This is a genomic window from Streptomyces sp. NPDC028907, from assembly GCF_055564995.1.
Window position 1 is genome coordinate 71,126 of sequence record NZ_JBVHVE010000016.1, and the last position, 24,178, is coordinate 95,303.

General features: G+C 71.1%; 22 protein-coding genes. 9 read left to right on the forward strand and 13 right to left on the reverse strand.

The features are described from left to right. The first annotated feature begins 101 nt into the window (after positions 1-101). Positions 102-527 carry a hypothetical protein gene (locus ACZ4UU_RS36935; RefSeq protein ID WP_471907785.1) on the forward strand — a complete coding sequence of 142 codons (426 nt, stop codon included), beginning with the start codon at positions 102-104 and terminating at the stop codon, positions 525-527. Positions 528-636: 109 nt separating this feature from the next. Here ACZ4UU_RS36935 and ACZ4UU_RS36940 read toward each other — a convergent pair whose 3' ends face one another. The 3 genes from ACZ4UU_RS36940 to ACZ4UU_RS36950 all read right to left on the reverse strand — a co-directional run bounded on the left by ACZ4UU_RS36940 (position 637) and on the right by ACZ4UU_RS36950 (position 2,858). Continuing rightward, positions 637-1,737, reverse strand: a complete 1,101-nt coding sequence (locus ACZ4UU_RS36940; RefSeq protein ID WP_471907786.1) for an SPFH domain-containing protein — start codon at positions 1,735-1,737, stop codon at positions 637-639. 29 nt (positions 1,738-1,766) lie between these two features. Beyond that, complete coding sequence (locus ACZ4UU_RS36945; RefSeq protein ID WP_471907787.1) at positions 1,767-2,204, reverse strand: NfeD family protein; 438 nt, start codon at positions 2,202-2,204, stop codon at positions 1,767-1,769. A 213-nt stretch (positions 2,205-2,417) separates the two neighbouring features. Continuing rightward, the gene (locus tag ACZ4UU_RS36950) at positions 2,418-2,858 is read right to left on the reverse strand and encodes a VOC family protein (RefSeq protein WP_471907788.1); all 441 of its coding nucleotides are present in this window, start codon (positions 2,856-2,858) and stop codon (positions 2,418-2,420) included. 237 nt (positions 2,859-3,095) lie between these two features. Between ACZ4UU_RS36950 and ACZ4UU_RS36955 the strand changes: the two genes are divergently transcribed. From ACZ4UU_RS36955 to ACZ4UU_RS36970, 4 genes are read left to right on the forward strand one after another with little or no spacing between them, the layout of a single operon-like run. Further along, complete coding sequence (locus ACZ4UU_RS36955; protein ID WP_471907789.1) at positions 3,096-3,437, forward strand: ArsR/SmtB family transcription factor; 342 nt, start codon at positions 3,096-3,098, stop codon at positions 3,435-3,437. After that, positions 3,434-5,170, forward strand: a complete 1,737-nt coding sequence (locus ACZ4UU_RS36960) for a SulP family inorganic anion transporter (RefSeq protein WP_471907790.1) — start codon at positions 3,434-3,436, stop codon at positions 5,168-5,170. Before ACZ4UU_RS36955 ends, ACZ4UU_RS36960 begins: the two co-directional genes overlap by 4 nt. Next, positions 5,167-5,562: an anti-sigma factor antagonist gene (locus ACZ4UU_RS36965; RefSeq protein WP_471907791.1), complete on the forward strand. Its 396-nt coding sequence runs from the start codon at positions 5,167-5,169 to the stop codon at positions 5,560-5,562. The genes ACZ4UU_RS36960 and ACZ4UU_RS36965 overlap by 4 nt, the downstream gene beginning before the upstream one ends. Positions 5,563-5,598: 36 nt before the next feature. Continuing rightward, entirely contained in the window at positions 5,599-5,949 is a 351-nt protein-coding gene (locus ACZ4UU_RS36970; RefSeq protein WP_471907792.1) for a zinc ribbon domain-containing protein YjdM, read from the forward strand. Between the two features lie 64 nt (positions 5,950-6,013). On the opposite strand, the gene ACZ4UU_RS36975 is transcribed toward ACZ4UU_RS36970, so the two are convergent. Beyond that, the gene (locus tag ACZ4UU_RS36975; RefSeq protein WP_471907793.1) at positions 6,014-7,246 is read right to left on the reverse strand and encodes a malic enzyme-like protein; all 1,233 of its coding nucleotides are present in this window, start codon (positions 7,244-7,246) and stop codon (positions 6,014-6,016) included. A gap of 252 nt (positions 7,247-7,498) precedes the next feature. Between ACZ4UU_RS36975 and ACZ4UU_RS36980 the strand changes: the two genes are divergently transcribed. Beyond that, on the forward strand, positions 7,499-7,705 hold the full coding sequence (locus tag ACZ4UU_RS36980; RefSeq protein ID WP_471907794.1) for a DUF2180 family protein: 207 nt from the start codon (positions 7,499-7,501) through the stop codon (positions 7,703-7,705). A 240-nt stretch (positions 7,706-7,945) separates the two neighbouring features. Next, the gene (locus ACZ4UU_RS36985; protein WP_471907795.1) at positions 7,946-9,130 is read left to right on the forward strand and encodes a Rieske 2Fe-2S domain-containing protein; all 1,185 of its coding nucleotides are present in this window, start codon (positions 7,946-7,948) and stop codon (positions 9,128-9,130) included. A gap of 6 nt (positions 9,131-9,136) precedes the next feature. Here the strand turns inward: ACZ4UU_RS36985 and ACZ4UU_RS36990 are convergent, their stop codons facing one another. Beyond that, positions 9,137-9,907, reverse strand: a complete 771-nt coding sequence (locus ACZ4UU_RS36990) for a hypothetical protein (RefSeq protein ID WP_471907796.1) — start codon at positions 9,905-9,907, stop codon at positions 9,137-9,139. Positions 9,908-10,017: 110 nt separating this feature from the next. Here ACZ4UU_RS36990 and ACZ4UU_RS36995 point away from each other — a divergent pair, with 110 nt between their 5' ends. Then, the gene (locus ACZ4UU_RS36995; RefSeq protein ID WP_471907797.1) at positions 10,018-10,179 is read left to right on the forward strand and encodes a hypothetical protein; all 162 of its coding nucleotides are present in this window, start codon (positions 10,018-10,020) and stop codon (positions 10,177-10,179) included. 408 nt (positions 10,180-10,587) lie between these two features. After that, the gene (locus tag ACZ4UU_RS37000; RefSeq protein ID WP_471907798.1) at positions 10,588-11,289 is read left to right on the forward strand and encodes a PE-PGRS family protein; all 702 of its coding nucleotides are present in this window, start codon (positions 10,588-10,590) and stop codon (positions 11,287-11,289) included. Positions 11,290-11,361: 72 nt separating this feature from the next. On the opposite strand, the gene ACZ4UU_RS37005 is transcribed toward ACZ4UU_RS37000, so the two are convergent. From ACZ4UU_RS37005 to ACZ4UU_RS37040, 8 genes are all read right to left on the reverse strand, one after another. After that, complete coding sequence (locus tag ACZ4UU_RS37005; RefSeq protein ID WP_471907799.1) at positions 11,362-13,152, reverse strand: 2-isopropylmalate synthase; 1,791 nt, start codon at positions 13,150-13,152, stop codon at positions 11,362-11,364. A gap of 25 nt (positions 13,153-13,177) precedes the next feature. Beyond that, positions 13,178-14,782, reverse strand: coding sequence for an amino acid adenylation domain-containing protein (locus ACZ4UU_RS37010; RefSeq protein ID WP_471907800.1), 1,605 nt, complete (start codon positions 14,780-14,782; stop codon positions 13,178-13,180). 166 nt (positions 14,783-14,948) lie between these two features. Further along, on the reverse strand, positions 14,949-15,638 hold the full coding sequence (locus tag ACZ4UU_RS37015) for a thioesterase II family protein (protein WP_471907801.1): 690 nt from the start codon (positions 15,636-15,638) through the stop codon (positions 14,949-14,951). Next, entirely contained in the window at positions 15,635-16,927 is a 1,293-nt protein-coding gene (locus tag ACZ4UU_RS37020; RefSeq protein ID WP_471907802.1) for a condensation domain-containing protein, read from the reverse strand. The genes ACZ4UU_RS37015 and ACZ4UU_RS37020 overlap by 4 nt, the downstream gene beginning before the upstream one ends. After that, complete coding sequence (locus ACZ4UU_RS37025) at positions 16,920-18,215, reverse strand: MFS transporter (RefSeq protein WP_471907803.1); 1,296 nt, start codon at positions 18,213-18,215, stop codon at positions 16,920-16,922. Before ACZ4UU_RS37025 ends, ACZ4UU_RS37020 begins: the two co-directional genes overlap by 8 nt. Continuing rightward, positions 18,212-20,023, reverse strand: coding sequence for a condensation domain-containing protein (locus tag ACZ4UU_RS37030; RefSeq protein ID WP_471907804.1), 1,812 nt, complete (start codon positions 20,021-20,023; stop codon positions 18,212-18,214). The genes ACZ4UU_RS37025 and ACZ4UU_RS37030 overlap by 4 nt, the downstream gene beginning before the upstream one ends. After that, entirely contained in the window at positions 20,020-21,141 is a 1,122-nt protein-coding gene (locus tag ACZ4UU_RS37035) for a MupA/Atu3671 family FMN-dependent luciferase-like monooxygenase (protein WP_471907805.1), read from the reverse strand. The genes ACZ4UU_RS37030 and ACZ4UU_RS37035 overlap by 4 nt, the downstream gene beginning before the upstream one ends. Then, positions 21,138-24,164: a type I polyketide synthase gene (locus ACZ4UU_RS37040; protein WP_471907806.1), complete on the reverse strand. Its 3,027-nt coding sequence runs from the start codon at positions 24,162-24,164 to the stop codon at positions 21,138-21,140. Before ACZ4UU_RS37040 ends, ACZ4UU_RS37035 begins: the two co-directional genes overlap by 4 nt. Positions 24,165-24,178: the final 14 nt, after the last annotated feature.

Genomic DNA, 24,178 nt, shown 5'->3' on the forward strand with positions numbered 1-24,178 from the left:
TAGAAATATGGCCAGTTGCCCGAGGTGCAGGACAACGGTGGACATCGACCGTGTCTGGCTGCCTCCGGTATTCCGGTCAGTCTCATCGGAAGGAAGAGAACGTGAAGCGAACGCCACGGATCCTCTTGTCCGCCATGGCCCTCCTCGGCGGGGCCGCCCTCAGCGTCCCGGGCACCGCCTCGGCGGCTGACGATTTCCCCACCGCCTACAACACCAAGACCCAGTATCTGAAGGACCCGCCCACCAGCGACATGGACACGTCCTGCGTCGAACGCCAGATCTTCGTCACGAGCGGCGACTACGACTGGGGTCAGATCCTGGGCTCCGGGAAACGCCCGAACTTCCGCCTCGGTGCGGGCGATTACACCTGGCAGGACTGCCTGTACCCGGACGACGACTTCTACGTCCACCAGACGACGCTGGATCCCAAGAACCCCCACTGGGACTCGGTTTCGCTCACTACATCCGTGTTCCTGTCGAGGTCGGGGGACTTCAGGTGGGGGTCGTACCTGGACCCGAAGTTCTGATCCGGCACCGAGCTCGATGCCACGCAGCCGGCCGGTGAGCTCACCGACGGCGGTGCCGCTCTGGGCCCTGACAGCGCCGGTGTCGGGCTGTTCGGGCCCAAGGCGGGGTTCAATCGGCCGATGTCTTCCCCCGGTGCGGTACCTGGGGCGACATCGCCGCCTCGGCTTCCGCCTTGGCGTCACTCACCGCGGCGGCGGCCTGCTTCTCCGCCTCGTCGGCAGCCTTCGCGGCGTCGAGCGAAATGGTTGAGCCGGTATCGAGCTCCGGAATCAGGGGCTGGGACGACGCCTCGTCGCCGGCTGCTTCCGCACGTTGCGCGGGTGCGGGAGGACCCGCCGACGACTGATCACCGAACGCACTGGTGACCGTCCTGACGGCCTCGGTCAGCTCTCCCGGGATCACCCAGAACGTGTTGTTGTCGCTGCTCGCCAGGTGCGGGAGCGTCTCAAGGTATTTGTAGGCCAACACCTTCGGGTCGGCATTGTTGCGATGGACGGCCTGGAATACCAGCTCAACTGCCTTCGCCTCGCCGTCCGCCCGCAGGATCATGGCCTGCTGCGTGCCCTGGGCCTCCAGGATGTCCTTCTGCTTCGTGCCTTCCGCGGTGAGGATCTTGGCTTGCCGCTCCCCTTCGGCGTGCAGGATGGCCGCGCGCTTGTCCCGCTCGGCCCGCATCTGCTTCTCCATCGCTTCCTTGATGGTGTGCGGTGGATCGATGGCCTTGATCTCGACGCGGTTGACCCGGATGCCCCACTTGCCGGTGGCATCGTCGAGGACGGCGCGAAGCCGGGAGTTGATCTCCTCACGTGAGGTGAGCGTCTCCTCCAGGTCCATGCTGCCGATCACGTTGCGCAGCGTGGTCACGGTGAGCTGATCGATCGCCTGCAGGTAGTCGGCGACCTCGTATGCCGCCGCCCGCGGGTCCGTGATCTGGTAGTAGAGCACGGTGTCGATGTTCACCACGAGGTTGTCCTCAGTGATCACCGGCCTGGGGTCGGACGAGTAGACCTGCTCGCGTATGTCGAGTTTGGTGTTGACGCGGTCCGCGACCGGCAGGACCAGGTTCAGGCCGGGTTGCAGCGTCCGGCGATATCGGCCGAACCGCTCGATGTTGTAGCGGCGCGCCTGCGGGACGATCCGCACGGCGGAGGCCACGAGGAAGACAACGACAATGGCCGCCACGAGAATGGGGATGACAACTGGATCCACAGTGCCTCCGTTGCTGTGTGTTCAGCCGTTCATGGAAGGAGCTCGCGGGGGTAGACGACGGCCGTGGCGCCTTCGATCTCCATCACATCCACCAACGCCCCCACCGGGATCACAAGGCTCTCGTCGAGGGCGCGGGCGGACCACTGTTCGCCGGAGAGTTTGATCAGGCCGCACGTCGCGGTGACCTCCTGCATGACCTCGGCCCGCTTGCCGATCAGAGCGTCGCTGCCTTCGCGCGTCATGGGTTGCTGTGCCATGTGCCGCAGCGCGACGGGACGGATGACGAGCAGGCCCGCTGCCGCTGCTGCCGCGAGGGCGACGAGCTGGCCGAGAATGCCGATGCCCACGCCGGCGACCACGGCGGCAACCAACGCAGCGCCCGCCAGCAACCCGAATACCAGTGTGAAAGTGAAGAACTCCGCGGCACCCAGCGCCGCGGCGGCGAGCAGCCATACGAACCACGACATCGAACCGCCCTCCTTCGGGGGCCTTCTCCACCAGGCTACGTCCGAGAGCGCCGGGCGGGACATACCCGGCCACCGCAGTTCTTGACTGTTGAAGGAGTGGCGAAGATCAGCGGGGTCTCCGTGGGTGTCCCGGGGTCGTGCGGCAGGCGGAATGTCGCCCTGAGGGAGCGGCCAGGTGGGATCTGTGGAGTCGAACCTGACAGTTCCTCCTTCTCAGCGCAGTTGCTCGGCCAGTCCGACGATGATGCCCTCCGGGCCGCGGACATAGCAGAGCAGATAGCTGTCCTCGAACCGGGCGATCCCGCCGACGAGTTCGGTGCCGTGCGGGCGCAGGCGGGCCACGGTGTCCTCAAGGTCGTCGACGGCGAACATGACGCGGTGCGTGCCCACAATGTTGTGCGGCCGGTTGCGCGGTCCGGCGCTGATCACCGCGGGGCTGCGGTACTTCGCCAACTCGATCCGGCTGTGACCGTCCGGGGTCCGGAGCATCGCGATGTCACAGTGGACGCCGTCGAGTCCGGTGCACTGGTCGGCGACGAGACCCTCGACCTCCGTCGTGCCCTCCAGCTCCATACCGAGTTCCACGAAGAACGCGATGGCGGCATCCATGTCCTCGACGACGATGCCGACGTTGTCCATCCGCTGAATCGCCATGCCGGTTTCTCCTTCTTCATCGAGCGGCCGGTGGTGGCCGCGGATGTCCCTGGGACGGAGCCGGTGGCACTTTCTCGACATCCTCCCATGACAGCCCCGATCATCAATGGATGTATCAATTGCTAAATTATGCAATTCGTTAGATGCTGTGTGGGCTGTGTCCGCCATCCGGTAGTCGGCGGGCACAGCCTTCTGCGCGCCCGCGCGGCGCGGCGTTGTAGGGGAAGCCGAGGAGTCGTGTCCGTTCCGCTGTATCAGGCCAAGGCCGAGTTCTTCCGCATGTTGGGGCATCCCGTACGCATACGCGTGCTGGAGCTGCTGCAGGACGGGCCGAAAGCCGTACGAGACCTGCTGGTCGCGATCGAGGTGGAGCCGTCCAGACTGTCACAGCAGCTGGCGGTGCTGCGCCGCTCGGGAATCGTCACCTCCACGCGGGAGGGCCAGGCAGTGTTCTACGAGCTGGCCGGCGGAGACGTCGCCGACCTGATGGCGGCCGCACGCCGGATCCTGACCGAGATGCTCACCGGACAGAACGAACTGCTGACTGAGCTGCGGGAAGCCGAGGTCCCCGGGCGATGAGCAGCACCCTCGGTCAGCCCTGGGCCAGGATCACCGCGCTGCTGCCCACTCGCTCCGATCTCGCGGAGATGGGACGCGATCCACGCCGGGACGTGCTCGCCGGTCTTACCGTGGCGATCGTCGCGCTGCCTCTGGCCCTCGGCTTCGGAGTCTCCTCGGGGCTCGGCGCCGCGGCGGGGCTGGCGACCGCTGTGGTCGCGGGTGCCTTGGCAGCACTGTTCGGTGGGTCGAATCTCCAGGTGTCCGGGCCGACCGGCGCGATGACCGTCGTTCTCGTCCCCATCGTCGGGCAGTACGGGCCGACCGGGGTGCTGACCGTCGGGCTGATAGCGGGCCTCATGCTCGTCTCGCTGGCTGCCCTGCGCGCCGGGAAGTACATGCAGTACGTGCCCGCACCCGTGGTGGAGGGCTTCACACTGGGTATCGCCTGCGTGATCGGGCTGCAGCAGGTCCCGAACGCCCTCGGCGTGCCCAGACCGGACGGCGACAGGGTGCTCGTCGTCACCTGGCGGACGGTCGAGGAGTTCGTCAGGTCGCCGAACTGGACAGCCGTCGGCCTCGCGGTCGCGGTGGCCGTCGTCATGCTGGTCGGTGCCCGATGGCGGCCGACCGTTCCGTTCTCCATCGTCGCGGTGATCGCCGCCACCGTCGTGGCACAGGCCGCCGGGTTGAACGCGGCGCAGCCGATCGGTGACCTGCCCTCCGGGCTACCCGCACCCACGCTGTCGTTCCTCGACCTCGGCGCACTCGGCTCCCTGCTGGCTCCCGCCGTCGCAGTGGCCGCGCTCGCCGCCCTCGAATCCCTGCTGTCCGCCTCGGTCGCCGACGGCATGACCGTCGGGCAGAAGCACGACCCCGACCGCGAGCTGTTCGGCCAAGGCCTGGCCAACATCGCCGCCCCGCTGTTCGGTGGCGTCCCGGCGACCGGCGCGATCGCCCGCACAGCCGTCAATGTCCGCACGGGCGCCGGCTCCCGGTTGGCTGCCTTGACGCACGCCGCGATCCTCGCCGCGATCGTGTTCGCGGCGGCACCGCTCGTCTCGAGAATCCCGCTCGCGGCGCTGGCAGGCGTGCTGCTGGCCACGGCGATCCGCATGGTCGAGGTCGGCTCGCTGAAGGCGATGGCGAAGGCGACCCGTTCGGACGCGCTGATCCTCGTGCTGACCGCCGCCGCGACCCTCGTACTGGACCTCGTCTACGCCGTGGTCATCGGTCTCCTCGTCGCGGCCGCTCTGGCCCTGCGTGCCGTGGCCAAGCAGGCCCGTCTCGACCAGGTGCCGCTCGACCGGGGCGATCACAGTGCTGAGGAGCATGCGCTGCTGGCCGAGCACATCGTGGCGTACCGCATTGACGGGCCCTTGTTCTTCGCCGCCGCACACCGCTTCCTGCTGGAACTGACCGAGATCGCCGACGTGAGGGTGGTCATCCTGCGCATGTCACGGGTGTCGACCATGGATGCGACCGGCGCCCTGGTCCTCAAGGACGCCGTGGAGAAGTTGAAGCGGCGCGGCATCCTCGTCCTCACCTCCGGCGTACGGCCCGGCCAGCGTCAGGTCCTGGACTCTGTCGGGGCGCTGGACGTGCTGCGCCACGAGGATCGGGAGTACGCCACCACCCCTGAGGCGATCCAGGGCGCCCGCGAATACCTGGAGACAGCCGGAGTGCTGTCCGCCCTACCGGCCCAGCAGTCACGAAACCGCGAGCAGCACAGGCAAGGAAGTTCACGAGCATGACCATCGAATGGCGCTATACCGTCGAGCGGGAGCTCGGCGTCCTCTCTGTCGCCGGGTACCTCGGCCCGGAGGCGGTCCGCCGCTTCAGTGGCGCCATCGGCTGGGCGGTCGCCCGTGGTGCCGGACCGGTGATCATCGATCTGACCGAACTGCGCAGCTGGTCGGCCGAGGGGCAGGTGGCCATCACCGAGGCCGCTCGCCGTCTCGCCGCGGCCGGCCGCGGCCTGGAGCTTGCCGCGATCCCCGCCGATGGCTCGCTCGTCCCGCCCGGCGACTGCCCCGACATCCCGGTCCACAGCGATCTGGCTGCCGCCCTCACCGCCCACGCCGGGCGCCCCTCGGACTCCGAGGAGAGGCAGCAGGCATGGCGCACCGACGGCTGGCCCACCTGACATCCCTATCGACACCGACTGAGAGACATCCGTGCCATGAGCGACATCCTTCCCCCCTGCCCCGAATGTTCCGGCGCCTACACCTATGAGATGGGGGCGCTGCTGGTCTGCCCCGAATGCGGGCATGAGTGGTCGCCGTCCGAGGAATCCGCGGTCGGTACCGCGGACAAGGTGATCAGGGACTCGGTCGGCAACGTGCTCGCCGACGGCGACACCGTCACGGTGGTCAAGACACTGAAGGTCAAGGGCAGTCCGACCGGTGTCAAGGCCGGAACCAAGGTACGCAACATCCGTCTTGTCGACGGGGTGGACGGCCACGACATCGACTGCAAGATCGATGGGTTCGGTGCCATGCAACTCAAGTCCAGCGTGGTCAAGAAGGTCTGACACGCCGTAGCCGTATGTCCCGTGACGGGGAACAGTGACATCAAGAGCACGCTGCCGCTGCGGCTCAACGCCCGCCCGAAGCGCGTGTGAGGGCATTGACGGCGGCCGAGGTGACGGCCGCAGTGAGGCCCGGATGATCGAGCGGGGGCAGTGTCTGGCCTGGTTGTGTCCGCTCGATGAGGGCGCGCACCGCCGCGATGCGGGCGCGGGCGGTGACGGGTTTGCCGGTGGCGACCGCGGCGTTCAGCAGGCCGGGAAGGGCGTGCAAGGGGCGGGGGCCGGTGGCGGCTGCGGCGAACGGCGGTGGCGTTTCCGGGCGTGCGTGCAGGACCGGGATACCGGGCGGTGGGGAGAGCAGTCCGAACAGGTCGATGATCAGGTCTGTCCGGTCAGCCAGCTCGTGAAGGGCGTGAATTCCCTGGGCGAGCGGATCGTAGAACGTGAGGTCGGTGACTCCGCTGGCCAGGAGGAGACCGCCCAGGTCACCGACCGGGTTTGCGGACACGCACACCACCCGGGCCCTGCGTACGTCGACCTCGTGCCGCCACAGCGTGGTGCAAGCCGCGGCGGCGGTGGCCACGACGAGCCCGTCGTTTATCGAGTTCAGCAGCAGCACGGGATGGTCGGTGAGGGCGGCCTGAGCCGCGTGGACGTGATCGATGCGGGTGTGGATGAGGACGGCTGCGATGACGCCTGGGGCGAGGAGCCGGACAGCGGTCGCCAGGTCGCCGGGAGCTTCGACGGCGACGGGCAGAGGCAGGATGTCCAGGCCTGTTGCGCGACGCAGGTGGACAGCCTGGGATTCCACCGCCGGCAAGGCAGCCGGCGCGGGCAGGCGCTCGAAGTCCAGGACCGCGCTCGCATCGGATATGAGCGCCACGCGGTGCGCGCGGCCGGTGAAGCGGTTGACGTGTTCGGGGTGGTCGACCAAATGCTTGATCACCCGGCGGTCGGCGTCCGCGTCCAGCAACGCGACATCGTGTTCGGTGGCCGTGGCGGCGCGGACGTTCAGGCTGAGTTTGCCGGTGGAGGCGGCGGCGAACACCAGGTCCTCACACAGCAGCAGATCCGCTCCCAGTCGGTCCCGCAGAGCGTCGGTCAGCCAGGCCAGTGTCGAGCCGCTGTCGGCATCCAGCAGCACTCGGTACGCGCCGGTGGCATCGGGTGGGTCGGTGCGCTCACTGACCGCGCCCGGCGCGTCTGCGACGACCGCCTTCACGAGGTGCAGCGCGCGCTCGGGGACGTGGACGCGGACGCTGAAGGCCGGATTGGCGCTTGCAGACGGCTTGGTGGACAAGAGGGTCGACTTTCTGTGCAGGACATGACTGCAAGAACAGCCTGTCAGAGCCTGCCATATGCCGTCATCCGTGAGAACGGACAGCTCGCCACACGCTGTGCTGATGGCCGGCCGCCTTGCCCGGACGCGTACGGCGATCACCCGAGGACCGAGCTCCGCTTTGTTGCGGCCGTCTTTCTGGGGGGACACCCTGGGCGGGGAGGAGGGGCGCGATGCGCACCCTCCCGGCCGCAGACTGAAGGGTCCGGTCTGATGCACTGCTTCGAATGCGTCCAGCAGGGAATCGCGGTGGCTGCGGTAGCTGTCTGCAGCGTCTGCGGGGCCGCTCTCTGCGTCGACCATGTACGCACCGAGACCGAGCAGATTCGTGAGCCCGCGAATCCTGGCAAGGTGATCCACGACCAGCCCGCCCGCCGACTGACCTGCCCGACGTGCCGGGCAGCGGAGAACGCCGTATGAGCACGACGCAGCGGCCGGGATTCCGATGCTTCTGAAGGCTGGGTGCCCGGTGCTGCTCCGCGGACACTCCTCGGCCCGGTACGGCGCGCACCCGTCCGGACGCACTGGTCCGGCACAGGAGGCGGGCAGCGATCAGAATGAGGGCGCTGGGGCCCTGTCTGCTGCACCGGAGGGGCCGGTGACGCTCGGCGTGACCCGCGATCTTTCGTGCCGGTAGTCCCAGATGCGAGGGAGCGAGGTATGTCCGAGCACGACCCCGACAGGGTCGCACCGCTTGCCACCGGGGCCGGGATCCGTAGGTCCTCGGGACATCGCGATCCGGTCCCGGGCTTGGCGGATCTTCGGCGTGTAGGCGCGAACCCGGACTTCTGGTACCCGGTCGGGTTGTCCAGGCGCCTGCGTAGCGGGCGGGTTCTCGCGACCGCGTTCGCTGGTGAGCGCATCGCGCTCTTCCGCGGACGGAGCGGTGCCGTCTACGCATTGGAGGACCGGTGCGCGCACCGGCAGGTCCCACTGAGCATGGGCGTCGTGGAGGGCGAGACACTCCGCTGCTGCTATCACGCCTGGGCCTATCGCGGTGACGGCCGCATCTCGCAGATCCCCTACCTGTCCAAAGGCGACGGCCGACCGCCGCGCGGCGTCCGCGGCTACCCGGTCCGTGAGGCGTACGGCCTGGTGTTCGTCTTCCCCGGTGACCCGGAGAAGGCGGATGCCACTGCGCTGCCCGAGCTGCCGGCCTTCAGCTCACCGAGCTACAAGACCATGACCTTCTCGCGGACCATCCGCTGTCACTACTCGTTCATGCACGAGAACCTCCTCGACATGAACCACCAGTTCCTCCACCGGGGTGTCGTCGGCAAGCTCCACCCCGAGCTGCTGGAATCCCGGACCGGCGAACGGTCGGTGGAGGCCAGGTACCTCTTCACCCACGCCGGGGGGAAACGGAACCGCAGCGCCGGCCTGCTGGCTGCCGAAGGCATCGGCGGCGGCGACTCCCGCGATGTCATGACCATCCGCACCGAGTACCCCTATCAGACACTCGACCTGGTCCCCGAGAGGGCCGAACGGCCGGCCTTCTGCCTCTGGGCCGCGTACGTACCCGAGGACGCGGAGCAGCGGACGTGTCACGCCTACGGCCTGCTCATGATCGAGAGGCCTCGGATCCCCGGCGCCCTTCATCTGGCCTGGCCGTTCATCAGGCGGTTCACGGAGCGCGTGTTCGCAGAGGACCGCATGGCCGTCGAAGCCGAACAGCGGGCGTGGGATGAACAGGGCGAGGACCGCAATCACGAGGTCTTCCCCCTGATCATCGACGTTCGCGACGTGCTGCGTACCAACGGCGTTCCTCTCCGTGACCGGCCTGCCGCCTGTGACACGGCGTCGCTGTGCAGCGGGATGGAGTCCTCGCCAGTCCTGAAGCGCTGAGCGGGTTCACGTAGGGAGGAGTGTGGCCGCGCCGCGGACCGCCGCGGTGTGCGGGGCGGGCACGGGCTGGACCGGGTTGTGCAGCTGTCGGGTGATGCGGTGGGTGATGTCGGGGCGCAGCGCGCCACCGCCGGCCAGGAGTACGCCTCGCTGCAGGGCGTCGAGTGTCTGCGGGGTGTGGTCCTGTTCCAGCATCGCGGCGACCATCGCGGTGACCGCGTCGGCGATCTGCGTGGGCGGGGTCAGGCTGTCCAGGTCGCTGGTACCCAGGACGGCACGGCGGGCGTCGGTCACGGTGCCGTCGGCGAGCAGGACGACCTCGGTGACATGGGCGCCGATGTCCACCACGAGCAGAGGCCGGGTCAGATCGGCACCGGCGACCGTGGCGACGGCTCGGGCGGAGGGGACGGTCAGAACGGTGTGCGGCCGTAGGGTCTGCAGCGCGCTGCGGGCCTCGGTACGGAAGGCGAGGCCGCCCAACGCGGGCGTGGTCAGGACGATCAGGCGGCAGCCGAAGCGGGGCAGGCGGTGGCCGAGCAGGCGGTTGAGCATCCGGGCGGTTGCCGGGGTGTCGACGATGGCGCCGCGCCGCACGGGGTGAAGGGCGCCGTCGCCGGGGGCGGTCACCGTGGGTGCGTCGAGGATCGCACTGCGGCCGGACACCCAGGCGCGGGTGCGGACGCTGCCGAGGTCGAGGGCGATGCCGGAACACCGGCGGTACAGAGGCCAGGGCCGGCTCGGGGCAGCCAGGGCACGGGGGCGGGGTGGGGTGGTCATTGTCCGGCCTCCCGGGGTGCAGGCCGGCAGCGTGCGCAGCAGCCGGCCTGCGGCACGATCCGCACGCGGTCGATGGGCTCGCGGCACAAATGGCGGGCGCCGTAAGTGCCTTGGTCCATTCGTGTCAGGGCCGCTTCGACGTGGGCGGCTGTGAGTCGCTGGAGCTGTTCCTCGCGGAAGGGGCGCTGCTCGTACAGACCCTCCAGGCGCTGACGGGCCTCGTGCGCCGTCAACCGCTCAAGCCGGACTTCGGTCCGGGGCGTGTCGAGTGACATGGCAGGTCCTCCCTTTCAAGGGCGGCCGACAGATGGGTGGCGTACGCAAGTGGCCTGCCGGTCAGCAGGTTCAGGGGCAGTGGGATCGGAGAGATCACAGTGGCCGGGTCATGTCCTCACCGTGGCCGATGTGCGGAGCGAAACCCATCGGGCGCAGTACCCATCTGTGGCCGTTCGCAGGGCCCACTGTTGAGTCGTCACGCAGTCGGCCCGGCGCGGTACTGCTTCGAGCCGCGCCGCGAAGGCGACACGAGATCGCGCTGGGCCTGATGCCGGACCGACGCCTGGGGCTGCCGTGTGCCTGCCTGCCCCACACCGATCCGGCTCCTGGCTCGCCCGACACCGCCGCCTGCCGACCACCTTCCAGCCCCGCCGGGCGAAGTGCCCTCGGGCACAATGCCGTTCATGACACACGAAGCGGCTGATGGCGCGGATGCTCCTCGACTGGGTGAGGCCGTCGCGGTGCTGGCGGACTTCCTGGGCGCCGAGCCGCTGACCGCGGCCATAGCCTCACTGGAGCGGGGCCTGGCGGGCAGACCCGCGGAGGAGATCGGTGACGTGGCCGCCGCCCAAGGCATCAGTGCGGAACTGATGGTGGCAGCTTTGACGGTTCGTGAGAGCCTCGGCCGGCTGAACGACCTCATTCACGCGGCCGGGATCGTGCTGGCGCTGCCGCATCTCCTGGAGGACGGAGAGGAGATCGCCGTACGTCCTTCGCTGGCCGCCGGCAACGACCCGAACCGGCCGTTCGACCTGGAGACGAACCGGCGCGTGGCGGAGTTCAAACTCGCGCGATGGCGCGGCGCGGACGCCATGCGCAAGCGGCAGACGTTCAAGGACCTGGTCATGCTGGCCGCCGACCGCACGGGCCGTCACGCCGAACTGTTCGTCGTCGGGCCCGAGCCCGGCCGGTTCCTGCGCACCTCAAGGTCGACGGCGGCCTGGGCGCTGGACCGCACCCCGCACGCGCGCCGCGTGTTCGAGGAGTCCTTCGGCCCCCTCGACGTCTCGGTCGCGCAGTTCACGGCGCGCCACGCCGACCACGTCCGGGTCACGGACCTGTGTGACGTGCTGCCGCCCACCGTGGCAGCGGCGCTGGTGCGCTGACCAGGGCAGGGTGACGTGACCCAGGGAAAATGAGCGTAGGTTTCGCGAGAACACGGCAGGCCGGACAAGGCGTCATCCGTGTGCCCGGTTGACCGCGGAGACCACGGCCGTCAACCGGGCCAGTTCCGCGTCGTCGGTGATGCCGGCGCCGTGGTGGACCGTGCCGTCGACGGTGACCCGCGCGTAGGCGGCGAAGCGGGCACCGACGGTGTCGGGCAGCGCGTGGCAGGTCAGTTCCGGGCGCTGCACGGTGATGCCGATGCCCGCCAGGGCGGCGGCGAAGGCGGTGGCCGCGTCGGCTCCGTCGGCGGTCAGTCGCCGCTCCTCGCCGTTCGCGAGGACGACCATGGCGACGAGGGTGACGCCGACGGCACCGGGCCTTGTTCGGAACTCCTTGAGCATGAGCCGCGGCCGGTCGAACTCCAGGTACTCCTCGGTGAAGAGGGCGTGCAGCTCGCGCGAGGTGAGCTCGCCGCCGCCGTGGTCCGCGGCACGCTGGACACGGCGGCCGAACTCCACCCGCATCGTGCGCGGCAGGTCCAGCCCGTACGCGGTGTTGAGCACGTGCGCCACCCCGCCCTTCCCGGACTGGCTGTTGACCCGCACGACGGACTCGTACGTCCGGCCGACGTCCTGCGGATCGATGGGCAGGTAAGGGACGCCCCAGGGCAGCGCGGTGGCAGGCGTGCCCGCTTCGGCGGCACGGCGCCCGATCGCGGCCAGGCCCTTGGCTATGGCGTCCTGGTGCGTGCCGGAAAAGGCCGTGTGGACGAGGTCGCCGGCGTACGGGTGACGGGGCGGCACCGGCAGCTGGTTGGCGAACTCGACCGTGCGGCGGATCCCGTCGATGTCCGAGAAGTCCAGCTGGGGATCGACTCCCTGGCTGAAGAGGTTCAGCGCCAGTGTCGCGAGGCAGACGTTGCCCGTGCGTTCCCCGTTGCCGAAGAGCGTGCCCTCGATCCGCTCGGCGCCCGCCATGACGGCCAGCTCCGCGGAGGCGACCGCGGTGCCCCGGTCGTTGTGCGGATGGACGGAGAGGATGACCGACCGCCGGTTGTCCAGGTTGCGGTGCATCCACTCGACCTGGTCGGCGAACACGTTGGGGGAGTCGGTCTCCACCGTGGTCGGCAGATTGAGCGTGACCGGGCGGTCCGGACTCGCGTCCCACAGCGCGGCGACGGTGTTCGACAGTCGCAGGACGAACTCCGGCTCGGTCACGTTGAACGTCTCCGGTGAGTACTGGAAACGCAGCCGGGTTCCCTTGGCGGCGTCCGCGCGCCGGGCGACGTGCCCTGCTGCCCGGACCGCCAGCTCCTCGACCTCGTTGGTGGTCATCGCGAAGACGACCTCGCGCCACAGGCAGGCGGTGGCATGACAGAGATGCACCACTGCCCGGTCCGCCCCGTCGACGGCCTCGAAGGTCCGGTCGATCAGGTCGGGCCGGGCCGGTGTGAACACGGTCATCGTCACGTCGTCCGGGACGAGGTCCTCCTCGATCAGCGTGCGGACGAACGAGAAATCCGCTTCGCTGGCCGAGGGGTATCCCACCTCGATGTCCTTGAAGCCCATGCGGACGAGCAGGTCGAACATCGCCCTCTTCCGCCTGATGTCCATGGGGTCGCGCAGCGCCTGGTTGCCGTCCCGGAGGTCGACCGACGCCCACAGCGGGGCCCTGTCCAGGGACTTCGACGGCCAGGTGCGGTCCGTCAGAGCAAGCGGCAGTCGGGCGCCGGGCCGCTCGTAGCGGGAAAAGGGCATGGCCGAGCCGAGCTGGGTGTTCCACCATGGCTGATCCGCTCCGCGCGGTCCCGTGGGCGTGGTGAGCCGTGGTGGGACGGGCAGGGGCGACGGGGTTGCGGTCATGTCATGTCTCCCTGGAATCCGGATCTCAGCCGGTCTGCGCCGCGGCGTGCGGTCCGGCCGCGAAAGCGGTGCGGTCCACCTTGCCGTTGGCGTTGAGCGGCAGCTTCTGCAGATGCGTGAACCGCCTCGGAATCATGTAGACGGGCAGCCGGGCGCGCAGGAACACGGTGAGATCGCTCTGCGAGATCGCCTCGCCCGTGTAATAGGCGACCAACTCGGCATCGCTCTCGTGCTCCTGCACCACCGCGACCGCGTCGCGCACGGCGGGGTGCCGGGCCAGGGCCGCGTCGACCTCCCCCAGCTCGATGCGGTGGCCGCGCAGTTTGACCTGGTGGTCGAGGCGGCCCAGGTGGACCAGGGCACCGTTCTCCCGGCGCACCCGGTCGCCGGTGCGGTACCAGAGGTCCCGGGTCAGCGGCGCAGTGCCGTCGTGAACCACCGCCGGCCGCCCCGGGCTCCACTCCACGAAACGGCCCACGTCGTCGGCGGGGTCGAGGTAGCCGTCGAAGCGCTGGACTCCCCGGACGCACAGCTCGCCCGTCTCGGCGGGCTCACCCTCGTCGTCGAGGATCACATGGTCCAGGTGCGACGGCACCTCGCCGATCGGCAGGGTCCCGTTGGCGCCCGCCGCGAGCAACGACCCCTTCCCGCCGAGGTCCTGCCCCGAGCAGACGATCGCGACCTCGGTCGGCCCGTACAGGTTCCACAGCCGTGCCCCCGGCGCCGCCGCGGCCCACTGCTCGGCCTGTTCGGCGAGGAGCCGCTCGCCACCGAACATGACGACCTTCAGCGACGGCATCGAGTTCGGTGCCAGCGCTCCGGTGCGGGCGGCGATGCCGCCCACCGACGGAACGCAGAACCAGTGCGTGATCCGCTTGGCGTTCACGTACGGCGCCGGCCGTACGACGTCGTTGGGCCGGGGCACCACCAGGGCGCCGCCGCCCGCCCAGGCGGCGAAGAGTTCGAAGACCGCGACGTCGAAGGAGATCTCCACGTTCTGCGAGACCCGGGACTCGGGTGTGAAGGCGTTGTACTCGACCAGCCAGCGCAGCGTCGGCACCACGCGCGCATGCCGGATCGGCACACCCCGGGGCCGGCCCGTGGAACCAGAGGTGTAGAGGATGTACGCGACGTCCTCCGGCGACACCCGCGTGACGGGAGCCGGCCGCACCTCGTCCTCGCCGTCCGCCACTGCGCCGGCCGCCTCGGCCTCGGTGAAGGTGACCAGGGGAGGCAGCTTCCGGCCCTCCGTCCCGTCCCCGCTCTCCGCGGTGGCCAGTTCACCGGCCCGTGCCGTGGCGTACTCGTCGACCACGATCAGGTCCAGATCCGTCATGTCCGCGATGGCGCGGAGCCGGCCGGCCGGGAAGGACGGATTGAGCGGGACGACGGCCGCGCCGAGGCGGAGCGCGGCAAGATAGCCGGTGTAGGTGGTGAGGCTGCGGGCCGCGAGCAGTCCGATCCTGGCCGGGCGGTCCGGCAGCCGCCGGGCCATGACGGCGGCCATCCGGGCCGCCGCGGTGTCCAGTTGCCGGTAGGTGAGCGCGGTGTCCCGCACATCCAGCGCGATGCGCTCGGGGTGGCGTTCGGCGCTGGCGGCGAAAAGGTCGACGAGAGTGGCGGGTTCCATCGGACACGTCCTGTTCTTCGCGGCTTCCGGGCGGTACGGCGAGGGACGGAGGGCAGTGGCAGCTGGATGCGGGGCGAACTCGCACCTCGAACAGGGGCGTCGGCTCAGTCACGGGGAGTCGGCACGCCTCCGGCACCGGGTGTGCACAGGTCGCCCCCGGGGGAGTTCACACCAGTCGCTCCAGTGTCTTCCACAGCTCCGGCCACCAGTCCGTCACGTACATGTGTCCCCCGGCGAACTCGACGACGTCGAAGCCGGCGGAGGTGAAGGCCTCCCAGTCCAGCCACTCCTTCTCGGGCACCAGGTGGTCCCGGTCGCCGCGGATCGCGGTGATGGGGACGGGCAGCGGATCGCGGGCGGGGGGCGTGTAATCGGCCAGCAGGTTCACGTCCGCCCTCATGACCGGCAGCAGGATGTCCCGCAGCCGGGGGTCGGCGTACTCCGGGATGTCCCGGCACGCGATGGCCCTGGCTCGCGCTACGACCTCCTCGTCGTCCCCGTCGAGCCGTTCGGCCTGCCGGTGCGAGGGACTGACGGAGCCGCTGACCACCAGGTGCCCCGGCAGCGGGCCGCCGGTGTCGACCAGGTGCCGGACGGCCTCGTAGGCGAGCAGCGCGCCGAAACTGTGCCCGAAGACGATGAACGGCTGTCCGTCCGAGGCGGCTTCCCGGACGCGCCGCGCGGTTCCGGCGGCGGCCTCGGAGAAGTCACGGTAGAACGGCTTGCCGTACTCCCGCTCGCGGCCGGGGACCTGGATGGGTACGGCGCGCAGTACGGCGGACTCCTGAAGCTGCCAGGGACGGTAGACGCCCGCGCCCGCGCCCGCGTAGGGCAGGCACATCACTGAGGTGGTCATACCGTGTTCTCCTGGCCGAGGGAACGGGTGGCCGCGTCGGCGCACAGGAGGCCGAGCTGGTCGTCGAAGGCGTGCAGCAGGGCGGTCGACCGGCCCTGCCAGGGGCTGCTGAGCGGGGCCTGGGCGACGCAGTGCAGGGGGCCGGCGGGCAGCTCGGTCACCTGGAGCTGGATCTCCGCGTGCCCGCCGACGGGTGGGACGGGGAGGGCGCGGATCCGCACCGGGCCCGCGGGGTGTTCCGCCCGCTCCCAGTTCTCGAAGGCGAACAGTGCCTGGTAGACGGGCATCCGCCGGCCGGGCGTCGTCCGCGCGGCACGGATGATCTCGTCGCACGGCAGCGCGGAACCGATGACGCTCTCGCGCAGGGACCCCCAGACCCGTTCGACGACTCCGGGACCGGACAGTTCGGACATACGCACGGGCAGTGTGTTCGTCAGGTAGCCGATCTCGTCGCTCTGGTCGGGCGTACGCGCGGCCACCGGCGTTCCGACGCAGAAGCCGGCGCCGCCGGTGAGTTCGGCCAGTGCCCGGCCGAGGGCCGCCAGCAGCACGGCGTACGGCGAGCAGCCGCCGCGCCGGGCGCGGGCACGCACCGCCCGCCAGGTGCCCGCCGGTAACTCCAGGCTGTCCTCCGCCAGTTCGGCCTGGGCCAGCTGCCGCTGGCTGGGGCCGACGGCGGAACCCGGGAGGGGCAGATCGGCCGCCCCGTCGAGCATCGTCCGCCAGTGGGCGGCGAGTTCGGCGCGCCGGGCGGGAGCCAGGGCGGCGGGCTCCGCCCGTTCGCGGACGGGCAGCACGGGGTCCTCGCCCTTGACGGCCAAGGCGTAGGCGCGGGCCAGGTCGCCGGCGAAGATCTCCTGGGACATCCCGTCGAAGGCGATGTGATGCACCAACAGGTAGAGCGTGGCCCCCAAGTCGTCCGGTGCCACGGCGGCCCGGAACAGCCGTCCCGCGGCAAGGTCCAGCGAGTCGTCGGCCAGCAGGGCGGCGGTCGCGTCGTGGCTGCCGGTTCCCGCGGGCAGGTACAGCGGCGGCGGGACGTCCCGGGGCGGGAGCACCCTGCGCACCAGCTCCCCCCGCTCGACGACGAAGGCGGTGCGCAGCGCCTCGTGGCGGGCGGCGACCGCGCTCAGCGCCGCCCCCAGCGCACCGTGCTCGACCGGACCGTCGGCGCGGATCCGGGCCAGGGCCCGGTTGGCCCGGGTCGACGGCGCGATCTGCTCGCCGACCCAGAACTGCCGTTCCAGCGCGGAGGCCCGCTGCACCCGGACCGGTGCGTCGTCACTCACGAACCATCTCCTTGTCGGTGTCCGAGGACTCCTCGGCCGGCGCAGACGGGACGTCCATGTCGCGCAGCGCGCGGCTGCGCAGCGAGACGAGCACCAGGACGATGTACGTGACGCCGAAGCACAGGAGGGTTCCGCGCAGCCCGATGCCGTCGATCGACCAGCCGGCCACGAGGATGCCGATCGGGGCGGCGCTCATCCCGACGGCGGAGGTGAGGGCGAAGACCCGGCCGAAGACCGCTGCTGGAACCTTCTCCATCATCACCGTGGACAGCGCCGGGTTGAGCGGTCCGGCCGCGAGGCCGAGCAGGAAGGAGATCACGATGCTCAGCACCACGCCCGGCATGCCCGCGAGGCTCAGACGCAGGGCGCCGATGACCAGGAAGCAGCCGAGCAGGGTCCAGCGATGGCTGGTGAGCCACCGGGCACTGGCGGGGCTGTAGCCGAACGTGCCGACGACTGCGCCGCAACCGGAGGCGGCTACCAGCCAGCCCAGGTACTGGCCGCTGCCGAGCACCTGGTCCGAGTAGACCGGCAGGATGACCGGGGTGAAGGCGTCATCGAGGAAGTTGGTGACGAAGACGAACGCCGTCATGGCGCCGACCACGGGTATTCCGCGGACCACTTTGGCGCCCTCGGTGAGCTGCCGCAGGAATCCCTCCCGGCGCTGCGCGGCGGAGCCGGGAGAGGGACTGTGGGGCACCCCGACCGCGACCAGCAGGGCGGAGAGCAGGAAGGACGCGGAGTCGATGTACATGCCGGTCACTGGTCCGGACACGGCGATCAGCAGGCCGGCCAGCGGTGCGCCGACCAGCAGACCGAGCCTGGGAGCGCCCTGCATCCAGGAGTTGGCGCTGGCCAGCCGGACCCCGCCCCGCTCAGCGAGCGGCTTGATGAGGCTCTGCCGTGCGGCGCCGGTCGGCGTGGAGCCCAGGCTGCGGCCGAAGAGCAGCCCCATCAGGACGGGCAGCGGCAGCCCCACCGTGTTGTCGAGGAGCGGGACCAGTCCGATGGAGACGCCCGCGACGACATCGCTCAGCACGCTCATTCGTTTGCCGCCGACGCGGTCGATCCACACCCCGCCGACGGCTCCCGCGAAGATCAGCGGAAGGGTGTTGGCGAAGCCGGCCAGTCCGGTGGACACGGAGCTGCCGGTGGTGTGGAGGACGTACAGCGGGACGGTGATCACCGTGATGGCGTTGCCGAACGACGACAGGTAGTGCGCCAGGAGCAGTACGAACAGCGGCCGACGGTGTGGCGCCACTCGCTCGGGTTCCGCGGCAGTGGTCATGGGGTGTCTTCCTGACTGGTGGGGGGCGGGACGTCGCGGACCGGGGCGCCGCTCACGTCGGCGAAGAGGCGCTCCAGGTGACCCTCCGAGACCCCGACCGCACCGGGTACCGCGGTGTCCGGCGCAGTGCCCGGGCGCAGCGGGTTCCCGCGAGCCAGGAGCCGTGTGGTCAGTTCGGCGAGCGTGGTGCCGGGCGCGATGTCCCGGGGGCCCGCGTCGAAACCCGCGCCGCGCAGCAGCCGGGCCAGCCGTGCGGACAGCAGCGGCGTGCCTCCACTCGCGGCGAAGCCGTCGTCCGGTCCGGCGATGTCCCGGTCGAGCGCCTCGCGCCAGGCGGCTGCGACGGTGTCACGGGCCAGGGCTGCGGGGCTCACGAGCGGGGTGTCCGGGGAGGTGGCGAAGAGCTCGACCAGTTGCAGCAGCCGCCGGGCGAGCCGGTCGACGGTCTCCGGCTCGAACAGGGCGGTACGGTACTCGAACCGGCCGTAGACCAGGTCGCCGAGGTGCCACCACGCGACGGTCACGTCCATCGAGGAGATGCCCTCGGGCACGGCGTTGGCGTAGACGGTGGCGCCGGGCACCTCGTAGGAGACCGTCTCGGCCAGGTCCAGGTGGACCAGCATGGTGCGCAGCAGCGGATAGCCGTGTGCGGTCCGCTCGGGAGCGGCGGCCCGGACGATCTCCCCGAACGGCGTCTCGTGGTGGGCCGCGACGGCCGCGCCCGCCGCCTGGGCCGCGGCCAGGAAGTCGTTCGGGGTGGGGTTCTCGGGCAGCCGGATCCGCAGCGGCACATTGGTGAGCAGGAAGCCGACCAGATCCCGCACCGCGGCCTGGCCGCGGGTCACGCTGGGCACCCCGATCAGGATGTCGCGCTCGCCGCTCTCCTCGTACAGCAGGGCCGCGTACGCCGCCGCCATGGCGTTGGCGACAGTGCTGCGGGCGGCCTTGGCACGGCTGATGAACGCGGCGGCGGTGCCCTTGTCCAGCACGAAGTTGTGCTGACGACCGAGCCGGTCCTCGGTCTCCACCAGGTGGTCGTACGGCAGCAGGGGCACGTCCGGTACGTCCGCGAGGTACTCGCGCCAGAACGCGCGGTGGCGTTCGCCGTACTCGGTCTCGAAGTACGCGCGCTGCCACTGCGCGTAGTCGCCGAACTGCACGGGGAGGTCCGGCAGTTGGGGCTCCCGGCCCTCCAGCCGGGCCTGGTAGGCCTCCAGCAGTTCGCGGTTGAGCCGCACGTACGACCACTGGTCGGTGAAGGAGTGCGGCATGGTCTGGACGATCTGGTGGTCGCCGCCACCGAGGTCGGCCACGCCGATGCGCAGCACCGGATCCCGGGACAGGTCGAACGGGCGCCGCACCTGTTGCCGTACGAACTCCCTGCGGCGCAGCTCCTTCTCCTCGGCCGGGCCTGCTGACAGGTCGGCGTAGGTGAGGTCCGCGCCGCGGTCCGGGTGCAGGCGCAGCCGTGGCTGCGCGCCGTCCACCTCGACGGTGCTGCGCAGCAGTTCGTGCCGGCCCACCACGGTGGACACGGCCTCGTCGAACGCGTCGCGGTGGAACTCACCGACGAAGCGCAGTCCGAAGCCGAGGGTGTACGTGACGGTGCCGGGGTAGAGCTGGTCGAGGATCCACAGGCGTTCCTGGTCCATGCCCAGCGGCGCCGTGTCGCGCGGCCCGGTCCGCGGCGCGAGTGGCGGCGGCCCCTGGCGCTTGCGGGACAACCGTGCCGCCAGCGCGGCCCGTTGCTGCGGGGTGAGGCCCGCGAGCCGGGCCGTGAGGGCGGCCTTGTCGGCGGCTGCGGTCATCGGGCACGCTCCGCGGGGACACAGGAGAACAGGGCGGGCAGGGCGGCCAGCACCTCGGCGGTGGGCAGTCCGAAGTCGACCAGGAAGCCGACCTCGTCGGCGCCGGCCTCCCGCAGCTGTCCGAGCACGGCGGCCGCCTTGGCGGCCGGTCCCAGCAGGGAGGGACCGGCGAGGTAGTTGAGGTAGGCGCTCTCCAGCAGCAGCGTCTCGTCCTCGCCGGGCGCGGTGGTCTGGCTCCGGTAGGCCCTCAGATAGCCGTGCATCGCGGGGCGCAGGAAGTCCTCCAGGTCGGCGCGTTCGCTGACGTAGGCGTGCACCATGACCACCACGTCGCCGTCCCCCGGGTGGCCGGCGCGGCGCCACTCCTCGCGGTAGTGGGCGATGTTCTCCCGCAGCTGCGGCATCGTCTGGCCGAGCAGCGCGGTCATCACGCCGAGCCCGGCGCGGGCGGCCGAGACGAAGGTGGCAGAGTTGCCCGCCGAGGTGAGCCAGACGGGCATGTCGCGTCGTACGGGCGCGGGGCCGGTGCGGACGGCGGCGGTGCCGCCCGCGGTCGTGGGGTGGCTCACTTTCTCGCCCCGCCAGTGGGCCCGGACCTGGTCGATGATCCCCAGGGTGGTCTCGCGCCGCTGCGCGTAGTCGGTGCGGGCGAGGACGAAGTCGTCGGGATGCCAGCCGCTGGCGAAGGAGATACCGGCCCGGCCGCCGCTGAGGTTGTCGACGACGGACCAGTCCTCGGCGATGCGCGCGGGGTGGTGCAGCGGGGCGGCGACGCTGCCGGCCCGGATCTGCACCTGTTCGGTCTGCACGGCGACGGCCGCGGCGAGGACGGCCGGGTTGGGCGAGTGCCCGCCGAAGTCCACGAAGTGGCGCTCCGGCAGCCAGACGGCGTGCAGTCCTGCGGTGTCGGCCTGGCGTGCCGCGTCGAGGACGAAGCGGTAGTACTCCGGTGCGGAGACGGCGTCGGCGCTCGCGAAGAAGTAGAGGCTCTGCCGCTCGGGAGCGCCGGCGGCCGCGGCCTCGGCGGGTTCGCGGGCCGTGCGGTGCTGGAGCCTGCGCCCGAGGAGCCTGCGCTGTTCGGGGGTGAGGGCGGCCAGGCGGCGGGACAGGTCGGTCACGGCACTTCCTCGATCTCGTTCAACAGCCGTAGGAGTTCCTCGTCGTCGCGCTCGCCGGCCAGTTCCTCGGCCCGGTGGATGAACGCGGCCAGGTCCGAGTGCTCGTACAGGTCCCCGAGCACCAGGGCGAGGAGCAGCGTGTCGTTGATGACGTTGATGAGCTGAGCGGCCTGGAGCGAGGTGCCGCCGAGGGTGAAGAAGTTGTCCTCGGGGGCGAGGGGCGCACCGCCGAAGGCGTCCTGCCAGATCTCGGTGATCACGGTGGCGATCTCGCTCGCCTCGGGGGCCGGCTGCGCGGCGGGGACGGCCGGCCCGTCGGCGGCGACGGGAGGGTCGGTCTCCTGGACGCCGTGCGGGGCGTCGCCCACGTCGTCGGACGGTGTGTCGGGCGCGTCGATCCAGTGCCGGGTGTCCGCGAACGGGTAGCGCGGCAGCGGGGCGGGCCGGTCCGGGCGGGGCGGCGCGAGGTCGACGGCGCAGCCGGCCGCCCACAGCCGGGCCAGGGCGGTGTGGCGGGCGAGCGTCACGTCCTGGTCGGAGCCGCCGAGCAGTTCGACGATCCGGGGTGGTCGTGCCGTGCCCAGGGCACGGGCCGCCTGGCGCACCGGGTTGGTCAGCGACCGGCTGCCGCCCACACCGACGACCACGTCGCAGGGTCCGGCGAGCAGCGTACGGACTCCGTCGGCCAGCCGTACCGTTCCGCGGAGCTGGGCCGCCCAGTAGCCGGGGTCGGTGGCCTGTCCGGGCGTCAGCTCCGCACCGGAGACGTTGGAGATCACCCTGGTGCGCGGTGCGGACAGCCGCAGCGCGCGCAGGAACTCCTCGAAACGGGCGGCGGCCTGATCCATCGAGCGGGTGTGGAAGGCGTGGGAGGTGGCCAGCCGGGTAGTGGCGAGCCCACGCTCGGCGCATCGCCGTTCGATCTCGGCGACAGTGGCGGGGTCGCCGCCGAGGACGACGGCGTCGGGGCCGTTGACACCGCACAGGTCGGCGGGGAGCCCGTCGACGATCCCGCGTGCGGCCGCCTCGTCGAGCGGCACGGCGAGCATCGCTCCGGGCGCGGCCTCGCCCATCAGGGCCCCGCGCCGGACCACGGCCGCCGCGGCGTCCTCGACGTCGAACACCCCGGCGTACGCGGCGGCGGTCAGCTCGCCGATGCTGTGTCCGAGGAGAATGCCGGGTCGTATGCCCCGGCGCTCCAGCCACCACAGGTGAGCCAGGCCGAGGGTGAACAGCAGCGGCTGTGCGACCGCGGTGTCCAGCAGCCGGGGGTCGTCGCCGTCCCAGGTCCTGAAGTCCCGCAGGTCGGGTCCGCCCGCGCGCAGCACGGCGTCCTGCAACCGGGTCAGGTCGGCCGCGAACGCCGGATCCCGGTCGGCCGGTGCGTCGGCCGCGGACAGCCGCACGCCCTGCCCGGGCAGCAGGACGGCCACGGTGGGCTCGGGCCGGGCGGGTGGCACGTCCGCGCCCTCGGCCACCTCCTCCAGGTACTTTCGCAGTGCCGCGTGTGCCTGCTCGGGATCCGGGGGCAGGGCGGTCGCGGCCCGGTGCGCCAGGTGGCGCCGCCCGTGCCAGAGGGTGCCGAGAACGTCGTCGAGGTCGCTGTCCGCGCCGGGACCGTCCAGCCAGGTGGCGAGGTCCCGGGCGCGGTCGCGCAGGGCGCCGGGTGTCGCGGCCGTCAACACGGCCACACGCGGCTCGTCGGAGGCGGCCGGCCCACCGGCCGCCCGGGGGCCGTCGGCGACGGGTCCGCCGGCACCGGGGGCGAGGATCACGTGCGCGTTGGTGCCGCCGAGCCCGAAGGAGCTGACGGCGGCGCGGGACGGCACCGTCCCGTTCCACGGCCGGGCCTGGCGGGGGATGAAGAACCTGGCCGCGCCCAATTCGGCGTCCGCGCCGTCGCCGGGCTGGGCGGGCACCGGCGGCACGGTGTCGTGCTGGAGGGCCAGCACCGTCTTGATCAGCCCCACCACTCCGGCGGCGGTGTCCGTGTGGCCGACGTTCGGCTTGACCGCGCCGATCGCACAGCCCGGCGTCGCGGCGCCGTACACCTCGGCGAGCGCGGCCAGTTCGACCTGGTCGCCCAGGACCGTGCCGGTGCCGTGCGCCTCCACGTAGCCGATGTCCTCGGCGGCGAGACCGGCGACCTCCAGGGCCTCGCGGATCACCTCGGCCTGCCCGCGCGGGCTCGGCGCGGACATGGCCATGCGGTCGGCGCCGTCGTTGTTGACGGCGCTGCCCACGATGTGCGCCCGCGCGGCGCGGCCCGGCTCCGGCAGATCGGCGGAGCGCCGCAGCACCACCACGCCGGCCCCGCCGGACGGAACGGTTCCGCCGCTGCCCCGGGTGAAGGCGCGACAGCGGCCGTCCGGTGCGTAGATGCCGCCCTCGGACCACCGGTACTCGGGCCGCTCGACGGGAAAGACGGTCACGCCACCCGCTACGGCGATGTCGCACTCGTAGGTCAGCAGGCTGCGCACGGCCTGGTGGACGGCGACCAGGGAGGTGGAGCACGCCGTCTGCACCGTCATGCTGGGGCCGGTGAGGCCGAGTCGGTACGACAGCGCCGTGGCGAGGTAGTCGCGGGAGTTGCCGAACAGGATCTGCTCGGTGCCCTGGGCGCGCACCACGCGGTCGTCGCGCAGCACGTGCTGGTGCAGATAGTCGTCGGGTCCGCAGCCGACGAAGACACCGACCCGGCCGTCATCGCGCTCGGGGTCGATCCCGGCGTCCTCCAGGGCCTCCCACGTCAGTTCGGTGAGCACGCGGTGCTGGGGGTCGGTGGTCGCCGCCTGGGCGTGTGTCATGCCGAACAGTTCGGCGTCGAACCGCTCGTAGCGGTCGATCTGGCCCGCGACGAGCGGTCCGTCGGCCGGGTCCGCGCGGTTCTCCCGGGCGGCGGGCAGGCAGACCCGGCCCGCGACGATGTTCGCCCAGAAGGTGCCGGGGTCCGACGCCCCGGGGACCCGCAGCGCCAGTCCAACGACGGCCACGGCGTTGTCCGGACGGTCCGACTCAGTCATGCCGGTGCTCCTTC